Genomic DNA, 13,871 nt, shown 5'->3' on the forward strand with positions numbered 1-13,871 from the left:
GATATGAATATATTACCTACAGCGCTCTTTCTAATGGGGCCAACGGCGTCGGGAAAAACCGCTTTAGCAGCAGAGCTTTACAGACATTTACCCGTCGAAGTCGTCAGCGTTGACTCAGCGTTGATATATCGTGGTATGGATATTGGCACTGCCAAACCGACCCGACAAGAGCTGGGTGAGACACCACATCGGTTGATTGATATTCGCGATCCATCGGAAGCTTATTCCGCAGCAGATTTTCGTGCTGATGCGTTAAAAGAGATGGCTGATATTGTTAGTCGCGGACGTATTCCCCTGTTGGTTGGTGGAACGATGTTGTATTTTAAGGCACTGTTGGAAGGATTATCGCCTTTGCCCTCTGCCGATCCTGAAGTGCGTGAACGCATAGAAAGTGAAGCGGTACAACTGGGGTGGGCGAGTTTGCACCAACGATTACAACAGATTGATCCGATAGCGGCAGCCAGAATACATCAAAATGACCCGCAACGATTAAGTCGAGCACTGGAAGTTTTTTACATTTCAGGTAAAACTTTAACAGAGTTAACGCAAATTGCTGGTGAAACGTTACCATATCGTGTACACCAATTTGCTATAGCACCCGCATCCCGTGAATTGCTACATCAGAGAATTGAAGCACGTTTTCATCAGATGATTGCGGTGGGTTTTGAAGATGAAGTCCGACAATTAATGTTGCGTGGCGACTTACATACTGACCTTCCCTCCATGCGCTGCGTGGGTTACAGGCAGATGTGGATGTACCTGAATGGAGAGATAGACCACGACGAAATGGTCTATCGGGGAATTTGCGCAACTCGACAACTTTCTAAACGGCAAATGACATGGTTGCGGGGTTGGGAAAGCGTTGATTGGTTGGATAGTGAGCAACTGAAAAATGCGATGGAAAGAGTTATACGTGCTATTAGTGTATAGGCTAATGATTGTGTACAATTAATAGGTTATATACTTTAATGTACTCAATGGCTTTATTTTGTACGAAATGTATCATTTTTATGCAGTTTATTTTAGGGCCTCTGGCTCTTGGTAACAAACAACAAATACATACAAAGAGATAAGGAAAAGAAAAATGGCTAAGGGGCAATCTTTACAAGACCCGTTTTTAAACGCACTTCGGCGTGAACGTGTTCCAGTTTCTATTTATCTGGTAAACGGTATTAAGTTACAAGGCCAAATCGAATCTTTCGATCAATTCGTTATCCTGTTGAAAAATACGGTTAGCCAAATGGTATATAAGCACGCTATCTCCACTGTGGTTCCTTCTCGTCCAGTTTCGCATCATAGTAATGCACCAACTGGAAGTGTGGGTAACTACCAAGGTGGTATGCCATCACAACAGGAAGATGATGTATCTGAATAAGTTACTCAGTTATTTCTTTTTGAGGAGTCATGCACTTGTTTGACCGATATGAGGCTGGTGAGCAAGCGGTACTGGTGCATGTTTATTTCTCCCAGGAAAAAGATACGGAAGATCTCAGTGAGTTTGAATCTCTGGTTTCTTCTGCGGGAGTGGAGGCGTTGCTGGTCGTTACCGGTAGCCGTAAAGCCCCACAAGCCAAATACTTTGTTGGCGAAGGTAAAGCGCAGGAAATTGCTGATGCTGTACGGGCCTCAGGGGCTTCGGTAGTGCTGTTTAACCACTCCCTTTCACCTGCTCAGGAACGTAACCTTGAGCGGCTTTGTGAGTGTCGGGTAATTGACCGTACCGGGTTGATTCTCGATATTTTTGCTCAACGGGCAAGAACGCATGAAGGTAAGTTGCAGGTTGAGTTGGCGCAGTTACGCCATTTGGCAACCCGCTTAGTCCGTGGCTGGACTCACCTTGAGCGTCAAAAAGGTGGGATAGGCTTACGTGGCCCGGGGGAAACGCAGTTAGAAACTGACCGTCGTTTGCTTCGAGACCGGATACGCCAGATTCTTGCTCGACTTGAAAAAGTTGAAAAGCAGCGTGAGCAAGGAAGGCGGGCTCGCATGCGAGCCGATATTCCAACCGTATCGCTGGTGGGCTATACCAACGCAGGGAAATCTACCCTTTTCAATCGTATTACGACTGCCGGTGTTTATGCAGCCGATCAGCTATTTGCGACACTGGATCCAACCTTACGCCGTATTGAGGTGGATGATGTAGGCGCAACCGTTTTGGCTGATACCGTTGGTTTTATTCGCCATTTGCCCCACGATTTAGTGGCAGCGTTTAAAGCAACTCTGCAGGAAACACGTCAGGCTTCTTTATTGTTGCATGTGATTGATGCAGCAGATAGTCGGGTCGATGAGAATATTGAAGCGGTCAATGAAGTTTTAACTGAAATTGAAGCCCATGAAATACCGGTTCTGCTGGTAATGAATAAGATTGATATGCTGGAGGATTTTGCTCCGCGTATTGATAGAGATGAAAACAATTTACCCGTCCGGGTTTGGCTTTCTGCCGAGTCTGGTGATGGTATTGAATTATTGTTCCGTGCATTGACGGAACGTCTTTCCGGTGAGATTGCGCAATACAAACTGAGATTGCCTGTAGAACAGGGTCGGTTACGCAGTCGTTTTTATCAACTTCAGGCCATTGTTAAAGAGTGGATTGAAGAGGATGGAAGCATCGGTTTGGTGATTAGGATGCCAATTGTTGACTGGCGTCGCCTTTGTAAACAAGAGCAGGCTCTGGAAAACTTTATTGTTGAATGAGACCTGTTAGATTGTGCCCGATAAAACGATCGTAAATGAGTGGAGCAAAAACATGGCGTGGAATCAGCCCGGTAATAATGGCCAGGACCGCGATCCGTGGGGGAGTGGTAACAACAACCCCGGGGGCAACAACAGCGGTGGATCGAATAAAGGTCGCGGTCAGCAGTCGCTGAATCTGGACAATATTTTTAGTAAATTAGGTGGGTTACTGGGTAAATCCGGTAGCGGTGGTGGTAATAGCAGCAATTCTGGCGCACCGGTTATCGGTGGTCGTCTGTTCAGCATTCTTGCTGTCGTTGTCGTTATTATCTGGGCCGCGACTGGTTTCTATACCATTAAAGAAGGTGAACTGGGTGTAATCACCCGTTTTGGTCAGGTGCAACCAACCATGGTTGGGCCTGGTCTGAACTGGAAACCAACGTTTATCGACTCAGTTAAGCCTGTAAATACCAAGGCGGTTCGTGGGTTGGCGGCATCAGGCATTATGCTGACTTCTGACGAAAACGTAGTACGTGCCGAGATGAACGTACAGTATCAGGTTTCCGATCCGATTAAATATTTGTACCGCGTGACTGATGCTGATGACAGCTTGAGTCAGGCAACCGACAGCGCATTGCGTTCTGTTATTGGTAAGTACACCATGGACCGTATTCTGACTCAGGGTCGTACCATTGTTCGTGATGACACCAAACAAGAGCTGGAAAAAACCATTCAGATTTATGATATGGGTCTGAAAGTGCTGGACGTTAACTTCCAGGCAGCGCGCCCGCCGGAAGAGGTAAAAGCCGCGTTTGATGATGTGATTAACGCTCGTGAAGATGAACAGCGTTATATCCGTGAGGCGGAAGCCTATGCTAACGCAGCACAGCCAATCGCTAACGGTAAAGCTCAGCGTCTGATTGAAGATGCAAAAGCTTATGAGGCCCGTACCGTACTGGAAGCAGAAGGTGAAGTCTCTCGTTTTGCCAAGCTATTACCTGAATATAAGGCCGCCCCGGATATCACCCGTGAACGTCTGTATATTGAAACCATGGAAAAAGTATTGGGTAAAACCAACAAAGTATTGGTGGATGATAAGAGTAATAACCTGATGGTTTTACCGCTAGACCAACTGATGCGTGGTAAAGGCGGCGCAGTACAACAACCTGTAGCTCCACAGGCAAGTACTGAAACGCCACCTGAAGCACCTCAGGCAGTTACGGTGACTGACAGTAAGCCAGAAACGACGAAGCGTTCAACGGCATCACAAAGCACCAATAAAGTTACGCAAGAGCGTAACGATGCTTACAACGAGCGTCTTAATTCATTTGGCTTAGGAAGAGGATAATCACCGATGCGTAAATTACTTATTCCTATTATCGTTATTGTTATTGTCGGTATCTTTACTTCCCTGTTCGTGGTGGAGGAAGGGAGCCGCGGTATCGTGCTGCGTTTCGGTAAAGTGTTACGTGATTCTCAGGATAATCCAAAGGTTTACCAACCCGGTCTGCATTTTAAAATGCCTCTGATTGACTCGGTAAAACTGCTGGATGCGCGTATTCAAACGATGAACAATCAGGCCGATCGCTTTGTAACCAAAGAGACCAAAGACCTGATCGTTGACTCATACGTTAAGTGGAAAATCATTGATTTCAGCCGCTACTATCTGGCAACGGGTGATGGTAACCGTGCCAATGCGGAGCGTATTCTGAATAGTAAGCTGAGTGACCGCTTACGTTCTGAAATTGGTCAGCGTGATATTAAAGATTTGGTAACTGACTCTCGTGGTCAATTAATGCAAGACGTTCGTAATGCATTAAACAACGGATATGAAGATAAGCCATCTGAAGTTGCGCCAGCGGCTACTCAAGCTTCTGTTTCTTCGCAAGAGGAAAGAAAAGTGCCAGCAACTGCGGACACATTACCGGCAGATAATAAGTTGCCTTTAGTTAATGCTAACAGTATGGCTGAACTGGGTATTCAGGTTATCGACGTGCGAATCAAACAAATCAACCTGCCAACGGAAGTGTCGGACGCGATTTATCAGCGTATGCGCGCAGAGCGTGAAGCTGTTGCCCGCCGTCATCGTTCACAAGGTCAGGAAGAAGCTGAAAAGATCCGCGCTCTGGCTGACTATCGTGTTACCAAGACTATTGCGGAAGCAGAACGTGAAGCTCGTATGACTCGGGGTTCGGGTGATGCTATTGCGGCTAAGTTGTTTGCTGATGCTTTCAGTCAGAATCCTGACTTCTACGCTTTCATTCGTAGTTTACGTGCGTATGAGACTAGCTTTAATAGCGGCAATGATGTGATGGTACTTCGTCCGGATAGCGAGTTTTTCCGGTATATGAAGTCACCGTCGGTTGGATTGAAGCAGTAAGTTTTGTTTTTGGATTGAGAAGGGCCCGGGGGAACTCCGGGCCCTTTTTGTTGTTGGGGGGGGTATTGGGCTTTGTGCCAGTTTCGTTGCTTTAAATATTTGGTCCAGTGTAGGTTTCGCCGCCTCAGGTACTGAGCCTGACCCAGCATCGGTGTTTGCGTCGAGCAAAGGGGCGTGGGGCGAACGCCCCTCTGCACTCCCCGCGCCTGCGCAGCCGACTGTTGACCGCCGCTTTGCGGCGGCAACCTCAGTCAGCAAAAAAATGACGCACCGGCGCAGAGCCGCTCCCGACGTCGCTGCGCCTCAACCCGCATCCTTGCGGGTCGTGCTATTTTTTTGCTTCCTTCGGCAACATTCGGATGCTTTAACCTAAAAAGACAAAAGACAAAAGACAAAAGACAAAAGACAAAAGACAAAAGACAAAAGACAAAGTTTTTTTAATACTTCTCAGAAAAGCAAACTAAAGCACAAGTCGCCACCTCGAATCACTGTGGCCCATATAGGCAGTGACTAATGTACTGACACAGAACCAGTCTGCGAACGCAGCGGCGATTAAAAAGGGCGGGGGGTTGTCAGGGGTGTTCGCCCCTCAACACCCCTGACTCGACGCGTACTGCGGGGGCAAGTTGTGCTCAGTACTTGAGGCGGTGAAATGTGTACCGAACTAAAAAGAACCCATCTCAGAAAAGCACAAGTCGACACCTCGAAACACCGCAGCCCATATAGGCAGTGACTAATGTATTGACACAGAACCAGTCTGCGAACGCAGCGGTGATTAAAAAGGGCGTGGGGTTGTCAGGGGTGTTAGCCCTGTAACATCCCCTACTCGACGCGTGCTGCGGGGGCAAGTTGTGCTCAGTACTTGAGGCGGCGAAATGTGTACCGAACTAAAAAGAACCCATCTCAGAAAAGCAAACTAAAGCACAAGTCGACACCTCGAAACACCGCAGCCCATATAGGCAGTGACCAATGTACTGACACAGAACCAGTCTGCGAATGCAGCGGTGATTAAAAAGGGCGCGGGGTTGTCAGGGGTGTTCGCCCCTCAACACCCCTGACTCGACGCGTGCTGCGGGTGTAGTGGTCAAGTATTCCCGGACTCCAACTTAAGTTGTTCTGCAATCATTGGCGGTAATCCACCATTAAAAGCATGTGGTCGCCTTTGATTATAATATTCTAACAAGTAACGGCTTATATCTGATTTCGCTTGCATCAGATTGTGATAACCCGTTTCCGGAACCCATTCTGTTTTTAAACTTCTGAATAAGCGTTCTGTCGGCGCATTATCCCAACAGTTACCCCGACGACTCATACTTTGCGTTATCTGATAACGCCACAACCTTTGTCTGAAGGCCCGTGCTGTGTACTGGCAACCCTGATCTGAGTGGAGCATCACTCCTTTAGGTTTGCCACGATGTTGCCAGGCCATATCCAGAGCTTTAATCGCTAACCCTGCATCCGCTTTATCTGATAAAGCATAACCAATAACCTTTCGGGCATATAAATCAAGTACCACTGCAAGGTAAATCCAGCACCCAGACCAGATATAAGTAATGTCGCTCGTCCATACCTGATTAGGTCTGGACGGGATAAAATCACGACCCAGTATATTACTTATCTCCGGACGTTCTATTGTCACAGGCTTATAGCGATGTGAACCCGGCTGTTTACTTTGTAACTGCGCTTCTGCCATCAGTCGTCTCACTTTAAAGCGACCAATCACTATCTTTTCCTGACGCAGCATGCCAACAATAGTTCGACTACCGGCTGAGCCCCGACTCTGTTTAAAAAGACTGACAACATGCTGACGAAGCCGCCCCCGCTCCTTATTCACCGTTCTGGATTGGGTGTCATAGAAAGTCGATTTGGAGATATCAAATAATGAGCAGAGCAGCCGGGTTGAGTAACGCTCACTTAATTGGGCTGTCAGCTCATATTTTTGAATTCGTCCGACATTAAGAGAGCGGTAGCCTTTTTTAAGATTTCCTTTTCTAATTCAAGGTGTTTTATTCGTTTCTCCAGAGCCTGAATACGTTGTTGCTCCGCGGTTAAGGCTTGGGTAGTTGGAGTGGCACCTTGCTGCTCATATTTCAGTTGTCTTACCCAGCGACGCATCGCTGTTTCACCAACCCCCATTGCTCTGCAAGCTTCAGTCGTGCTATAGCCATGCTCAACAACCAGTGCAGCTGCTTCACGTTTAAACTCTGGGGTAAAATGTCGACGTTCTTTTATCATTATTCACCTCTCTTGATGGTTTGAGTTTACCACCTTAATTGGTGTCCGAGTTTATTAGACCACTACAGGGGGCAAGTTGTGCTCAGCATTTGAGACGGCAAAATGTGTACCGAACTAAAAAGAACCCATCACAGAAAAGCACAAGTCGCCACCTCGAATCACTGTGGCCCATATAGGCAGTGACTAATGTACTGACACAGAACCAGTCTGCGAATGCAGCGGTGATTAAAAAGGGCGCGGGGTTGTCAGGGGTGTTCGCCCCTCAACGCCCCTGACTACCTCAAAAACGAATCAGCTACGCTGCCTGAATCACCCCTTCCGACACTACAACATCCCGACGTTTTATCACCGCATACGTGACACCCGTTACCACCGCTCCAGAGATAATCGCTATCAGGTAACCCACGACAGGATGAACCGCACCAGGAATTAGCAGTACAAACAGGCCACCATGCGGTGCAGTTAGCTCGGCACCGAACATCATCGATAGAGCGCCAGTCAGAGCTCCGCCTGCCATACAACAAGGGATAACGCGCATTGGGTCTTTGGCTGCAAAAGGGATTGCGCCTTCAGTGATAAAGCTCAACCCCAATACCAGAGCGGCTTTACCACCATCCTGTTCATTTTTAGTAAATTTGTGAGCGGCTAACAGCGTTGCTAATCCCATGGCCAATGGTGGAACCATTCCAGCAGCCATAATCGCTGCCATAGGCGCATAAATTTTGGTGCTTAAGAGAGTAACGCCAAAAGCATAAGAGGCTTTATTGATTGGGCCTCCCATGTCGGTACACATCATGGCACCCAGAATGGCACCTAACATAACGGCGTCAGCGGTTCCTAAATCTTTCAGCCATTGGGTTAAGGCGGCCAGCACTTTTGCTACTGGCGTACCCACCACATAAATCATCACCAAACCCGTCACTAGGCTGGCGACCAGTGGAATAATCAGAATCGGTTTCAGTGCTGACAAACTTTTCGGTAGATATAGCTTGTTGCTGATAAATAGGGCGACATAGCCTGCAAGAAAGCCTGCAATAATACCACCAAGAAAACCTGCTCCAGTACTGACCGCCAACATACCACCAATCAAACCTGGCGTTAGCCCAGGGCGATCGGCAATAGAGAAGGCAATGTAACCCGCTAATACTGGAACCATCAGGGCAAAAGCAGATTTACCGCCAATATCCATCAGCGCTGCAGCCAACGTACCTTGCTGTTCAAAGGCGGTGATACCAAAAACAAACGAAAGGGCAATACAGAGCCCGCCAGCCACCACCATCGGTAGCATATAAGAAACGCCCGTCAGAAGATGACGATAAGGGCCAGCGGACTCTTTTTTATCACTGACTGTGCTATTGTTTTGTTGTTGTGGGGTGAAAATTTGCGCCTGTTGAACGGCTTTATCCAGTTCCTGATCGGTTTTCTTGAGGGCTAATCCGGTCGATGTGCGATACATCGGTTTGCCAGCAAACTTACTTAAATCTACTTCGATATCCGCAGCAACGACCACCAGATCGGCCCGTTCTATTTCTTCTGGCGTAATGGTATTGCCTGCACCAACGGAGCCGCGTGTTTCAACTTTTACCTCCCAACCGCGTTTTTTAGCTTCGACTTCGATAGCCTCTGCGGCCATAAAAGTGTGGGCAACGCCGGTAGGACAGGCGGTTATGGCGACGATTCGCTTAGTCTGGGTTGGAATACTGTGGGTTGTCTGGCTGCAGTGATAGGAATGTGCATTGTTTATCGCTTGATGAATGAATTCCTCGGGGTGGCTAATAGCGGACTGTGCGTTTCCCAGCCAGATTTTTTTATTTTCCAGTGAGTATTGTTCAGGTATGGAGTCGCCAACAATAATTGCCAGTTCGGCTTCATCCACGGTTTCTACTTGGATTAATCCGGCCTTTTCCATATTTGCAGCCAGTGTAAATTTAGCCAGATGACTGACGGCCTGACCCAGTGAATTATCTGAAAGAATTAATGTTTTCATTATGCATCCTGCCTCTAATTAAACGGTATCAAATTAACTCGCGACATCATGGCGGCTAATTCAAGTCGATTTCCTACGCCTACGCTGGTTTGGCCAACCGCCAGAGCTGCAACCGCAGTCGCTAAACGTAAGGTATGTTCACTGGATTCACGCATCAGCAAACCATAAATCAGACCGGCAACCATTGAATCACCTGCGCCAACAGTGCTGACTACTTCGCAAATTGGAGGTTTAGCCAGCCAAGCTCCAGAGTTATTAACCCATAACGCGCCTTCTGCACCGAGTGAAATAACCACATGCGCAATACCTAGCGCCCGAAGCTCATGGGCAGCATTAACGATATCGTGCATGGTGGGTAATGGGCGATTTGCCCAGATTTCCAGTTCACGGCGGTTAGGTTTGACTAACCATGGTGCGGCTTTAAGACCCGCAACCAAAGCCTCACGGCTACTGTCAAAAATGATGCAGGAACATAGACTACGTAGTCGCAGCATCCATTCAGTAAATGCATCTGGAGAAACGCCAGTCGGTAGGCTGCCGCTGACGGTGATCATATCGAATTGGCCTAGCCAAGAGAGGGAATCAGTAACGAAACGATCCCAATCTTGTGGTGGAACATCAAAACCAGAAAAATTCAGATCGGTCACTTCACTCGATTTTTCCGTTAGTTTGACGTTAATTCGAGTGCGACCGGGCACGACCATAAAGCGGTTGGCAATACCTGACTCACTGAATAGCTGCTGGAAACCATCCTGATTGTCCCGCCCGATAAAACCACCAACGGTGACATCGATCCCCAGGTTCTTCAGAACTTTGGCAACGTTTACCCCTTTTCCTGCGGCGTGTAGCCCGGTGGTTTGAATATGATTCACTTCACCTAACTCCAGCGCGGAGCAGCTTCCTACTAAGTCGTAGGCAGGATTGAGGGTAATGGTGGCGACTTTTCTGCTCATACGCCTTCCCCTAAACCAGTAGAGATAGCATTACCAATAGCGGAGAGTGCCATTTGTGCATCTTTGCCCGTGGCGGTAAAACGTAACCGATGGCCTTTTTGAACACCTAGAGAAACCAGTTTCATCATGCTGCGTCCATTGACCGGTTTACCGCTACCGTTGAGATTGGTGACGGTCACTTCGGTATTAAATTGTTTGATGGTATTAAGTAGCACCGTGCTCGGGCGAGCATGTAATCCATGCTGATTGTGGATAACAAATTCAGCACTGATGGCTTGTTCATCAGGAATGGTATCGCTGGTTAACAGCGCTAATAGTGTTGCTGTATCTGCGGTTAGCAGGCGTTCTGCTTGTTGTGCGATGAGCAGGCTACCTAAACGGTTTAGTAATGGGTTGGGTTGTCGATCGGCAACGGAGATTGTCAGTAGTAGCCCGACGGGTTCACCGTTGATGTTAAAAGCACGGGTAGGGCGGCTGATGGTTGCCGCGCTGAGCAGATTGCCCTTAAGGCTATCGCATAGCCAAATGCCTTGCCCTAAATTGACCGGAGGACGGCTGAGGATATCGGCAATAAACGGGTGGTCAACGGCATTGATTTGCTGTAATCGCCCGGCATTGAGTGCTTGTAGAGTCACTATATTATCCACATCAAGATCCAGAACGATCATTGAGGCATCAAAAAAGAATTCAGCCGATTGCTTCTCTCCCATTAACAAACTGCGAAGTTGTTCTGCCGAATCTGTGTTGGCAAGTTGGTATGCCAGACTTTCATCACTCAGTACATGCGCTAATTGACGAAGCAGTGATAGATGTTCATCCGAGCAGGCCGCAATACCAATGACAACATACGCTGTTTGGCCGTCACCCCATTCGATCCCTTGAGGAAACTGAAAAACTTGGATACCGGTATTTAACACCAGATGGCGGGTATCCGTTGTACCGTGGGGAATAGCAATGCCATTACCTAGGTAGGTTGATGTTTGCTGTTCCCGTTGTAACATGCCGTTAAGATAGCCAGAATTGACATAGCCCGATTGAGCCAATGCTGATGCAACTTGCTCAATTGCCTGCTGTTTATTAGCTGCCGATGCATTCAAATGGATATTCTGAATCGGTAATTGATACATAATTTCCCTCCTAAATAACTGAATCGTTTCAGCTTTTGATAGAAAAATAAGCACAGACTTAACTTAACTTGTTGGTTTATCTGTGCTGAATCGTTTCGTGAGAATATGTTCACTGTTCGCTATTTATGCAAGTTTTCTTTGCTATCTGATTTCATTTTTTTGACATTACGCACGTTTTTTAACTTATTGCTAACGAAAATGAGGGGGATAAATGAGGTTTGCTGACATAAAGCACACCTTATTCATTTTAGGTATTAAAAGGAAAAACCTCATGGAAGACGCTCATCAGGCAATCGATTACTTGCGCCGGAACAAAGAAATGATGATTTTTTCATCTATTCAGGTTTTTATCTGGTCCGAGTTCGATTAAGTGTGTTAAAAAATACTGAAAGCAACGAAATGTAATGGTAGAATTCTTTTTTAACTGACTTGGTGAATCGTGAGATGGGCAAAAACGTCGTCGTACTGGGCACTCAATGGGGTGACGAAGGTAAAGGTAAGGTCGTTGACCTGCTGACTGAACGGGCTAAGTATGTTGTACGCTATCAGGGCGGACACAATGCGGGCCATACTCTGGTTATCAACGGTGAAAAAACCGTTCTTCATTTGATTCCTTCCGGCATTCTTCGTGAAAACGTTATCAGCGTTATTGGTAACGGCGTGGTGTTATCTCCAGAAGCTTTAATGAAAGAGATGCGTGAATTGGAAGATCGCGGTATCCCTGTGCGTGAGCGCTTGCTCCTGTCAGGTGCGTGTCCGCTGATCCTGCCTTATCATGTGGCTCTGGATGTAGCTCGTGAGAAAGCGCGCGGTTCAAAAGCGATTGGCACCACTGGCCGCGGTATCGGACCTGCTTATGAAGATAAAGCAGCGCGTCGTGCTCTGCGCGTCAGCGACTTATTTAACAAAGAGACGTTCGCCGCTAAGCTCAAAGAAGTGGTGGAGTATCACAACTTCCAATTAGTGAATTACTACAAAGTTGATGCCGTTGATTATCAGACCGTTCTGGATGATGTCATGGCGATTGCAGATATCTTGACTTCAATGGTGGTTGACGTATCCGATCTGCTAGACAACGCACGCAAGAAAGGCGAGTTAATGATGTTTGAAGGGGCTCAGGGTACACTGCTGGATATTGACCACGGTTCATTCCCATATGTGACCTCTTCAAATACTACCGCTGGTGGTGTTGCGACGGGTTCTGGCTTAGGCCCTCGCTATGTCGACTATGTATTAGGTATTGTAAAAGCCTATTCGACTCGCGTTGGTGCGGGCCCCTTCCCGACAGAACTGTTTGATGATGTGGGTGAATTCCTTTGCCAGAAAGGTAATGAATTTGGTGCAACCACGGGTCGTCGTCGTCGTACTGGCTGGTTAGATGCTATTGCCGTTCGTCGTGCGGTCTTGCTGAATTCTCTCTCCGGTTTCTGTATGACCAAACTGGACGTGTTGGATGGCCTGAAAGAAGTGAAAATCTGCGTTGGTTATCGCATGCCCGATGGCCGAGTTGTTGAAACCACGCCGTTAGATGCAGATGCTTGGGAAGGTATCGAACCCGTATATGAGAGTATGCCGGGTTGGCCTGAAACCACCTTTGGTGTTAAAGAGTTTGATAAACTGCCTCAGGCCGCGCGTAACTACATTAAGCGCGTAGAGGAGTTAACCGGTGTGCCTGTAGATATCGTTTCTACCGGTCCTGACCGTACTGAAACCATGATTCTGCGCGATCCATTTGACGCGTAAGTTTCATTGTTGATGTACAGGTAAAAACCGGGCTAATCAGCCCGGTTTTTTTATAAGGAAAGTTATCCGCTTTGTTCGCTATCGTTTACTATATACCTACAATGGATAGTGACATTTGTATGTATAATGTGCAAACCGGATAATTTTCAAGCGCATAGTCAACATGTTTGCTATTCTGAATAGATAAATGTGAGTTTTTTTATTCGGTGCAGGGATATTAATGCGCCGAAAATGCGGGTGAATCGTTGAGCTCGCGATATACAGCCGGCAGGATGGTAATGGCTGTTTGGAACGTAATTATTGTTATGAGGTGTTTGTGCAATTAACCAGTTTTACCGATTATGGCCTGCGGGCTCTAATTTATATGGCATCGTTACCAGAGAGTGAGTTGACCAGTATTTCAGAGGTCACAGAAGTCTATGGGGTTTCACGTAACCATATGGTGAAGATTATTAATCAGTTGAGTCGAGTCGGCCTGGTGGACGCCGTGCGCGGAAAAAATGGTGGTATTCGTTTAGGTAAGGCCGCAGAAGATATCCGAATTGGTGATGTGGTCCGAGCGATGGAGCCGTTAGCTCTGGTAAACTGTAGCCCACAATTTTGTCATATCACCCCTTCCTGCCGCTTAAAAATAGTATTGGATAATGCGGTGAAAGCTTTTTTACACGAACTCGATAGTCATACCCTTGCTGATATGGTGGTTGATAACACTGGACTTCAAACCCTGCTGTTTATGGAGCATCCTGCCATATCGGTCAATAAATAATAAGGAT

11 protein-coding genes are annotated in these 13,871 nt (G+C 47.2%); 7 read left to right on the forward strand and 4 right to left on the reverse strand.

The window, feature by feature from the left end; all coding sequences use genetic code 11:
• Positions 1 to 3 precede the first annotated feature (3 nt).
• The 5 genes from miaA to hflC all read left to right on the forward strand — a co-directional run bounded on the left by miaA (position 4) and on the right by hflC (position 5,053).
• Entirely contained in the window at positions 4 to 930 is a 927-nt protein-coding gene (miaA, locus tag HYN51_RS01595) for a tRNA (adenosine(37)-N6)-dimethylallyltransferase MiaA (protein WP_108901239.1), read from the forward strand.
• A gap of 154 nt (positions 931 to 1,084) precedes the next feature.
• A complete protein-coding gene (hfq, locus tag HYN51_RS01600) occupies positions 1,085 to 1,375 on the forward strand; it encodes an RNA chaperone Hfq (RefSeq protein ID WP_108901240.1) in 291 nt (96 codons plus the stop codon).
• Positions 1,376 to 1,410: 35 nt separating this feature from the next.
• The gene (hflX, locus tag HYN51_RS01605) at positions 1,411 to 2,694 is read left to right on the forward strand and encodes a ribosome rescue GTPase HflX (protein ID WP_108902117.1); all 1,284 of its coding nucleotides are present in this window, start codon (positions 1,411 to 1,413) and stop codon (positions 2,692 to 2,694) included.
• A gap of 52 nt (positions 2,695 to 2,746) precedes the next feature.
• On the forward strand, positions 2,747 to 4,021 hold the full coding sequence (hflK, locus tag HYN51_RS01610; protein WP_108901241.1) for an FtsH protease activity modulator HflK: 1,275 nt from the start codon (positions 2,747 to 2,749) through the stop codon (positions 4,019 to 4,021).
• 6 nt (positions 4,022 to 4,027) lie between these two features.
• On the forward strand, positions 4,028 to 5,053 hold the full coding sequence (hflC, locus tag HYN51_RS01615) for a protease modulator HflC (protein WP_108901242.1): 1,026 nt from the start codon (positions 4,028 to 4,030) through the stop codon (positions 5,051 to 5,053).
• A gap of 1,084 nt (positions 5,054 to 6,137) precedes the next feature.
• Here hflC and HYN51_RS01620 read toward each other — a convergent pair.
• From HYN51_RS01620 to fruB, 4 genes are all read right to left on the reverse strand, one after another.
• Positions 6,138 to 7,288, reverse strand: a protein-coding gene (locus tag HYN51_RS01620; protein ID WP_108901243.1) for an IS3 family transposase whose coding sequence is annotated in 2 segments (ribosomal slippage) — positions 6,138 to 7,036 and positions 7,036 to 7,288 — 1,152 coding nt in all. Because the reading frame shifts where the segments join, the coding sequence is not laid out codon by codon here.
• Between the two features lie 295 nt (positions 7,289 to 7,583).
• Complete coding sequence (gene fruA, locus HYN51_RS01625) at positions 7,584 to 9,275, reverse strand: PTS fructose transporter subunit IIBC (protein ID WP_108901244.1); 1,692 nt, start codon at positions 9,273 to 9,275, stop codon at positions 7,584 to 7,586.
• A 14-nt stretch (positions 9,276 to 9,289) separates the two neighbouring features.
• On the reverse strand, positions 9,290 to 10,228 hold the full coding sequence (gene fruK / locus HYN51_RS01630; RefSeq protein ID WP_108901245.1) for a 1-phosphofructokinase: 939 nt from the start codon (positions 10,226 to 10,228) through the stop codon (positions 9,290 to 9,292).
• Positions 10,225 to 11,355: a fused PTS fructose transporter subunit IIA/HPr protein gene (fruB, locus tag HYN51_RS01635; protein WP_108901246.1), complete on the reverse strand. Its 1,131-nt coding sequence runs from the start codon at positions 11,353 to 11,355 to the stop codon at positions 10,225 to 10,227. Before fruB ends, fruK begins: the two co-directional genes overlap by 4 nt.
• Before the next feature lie 444 nt (positions 11,356 to 11,799).
• On the opposite strand from fruB, the gene HYN51_RS01640 reads away from it, so the two are divergent.
• Positions 11,800 to 13,098 (forward strand): adenylosuccinate synthase, encoded by a 1,299-nt coding sequence (locus HYN51_RS01640; RefSeq protein WP_108901247.1) that lies wholly within the window; start codon positions 11,800 to 11,802, stop codon positions 13,096 to 13,098.
• A gap of 316 nt (positions 13,099 to 13,414) precedes the next feature.
• A complete protein-coding gene (gene nsrR / locus HYN51_RS01645; protein WP_108902118.1) occupies positions 13,415 to 13,864 on the forward strand; it encodes a nitric oxide-sensing transcriptional repressor NsrR in 450 nt (149 codons plus the stop codon).
• Positions 13,865 to 13,871: the final 7 nt, after the last annotated feature.

This window comes from Limnobaculum parvum, from assembly GCF_003096015.2.
Classification (GTDB): Bacteria; Pseudomonadota; Gammaproteobacteria; order Enterobacterales; family Enterobacteriaceae; genus Limnobaculum; species Limnobaculum parvum.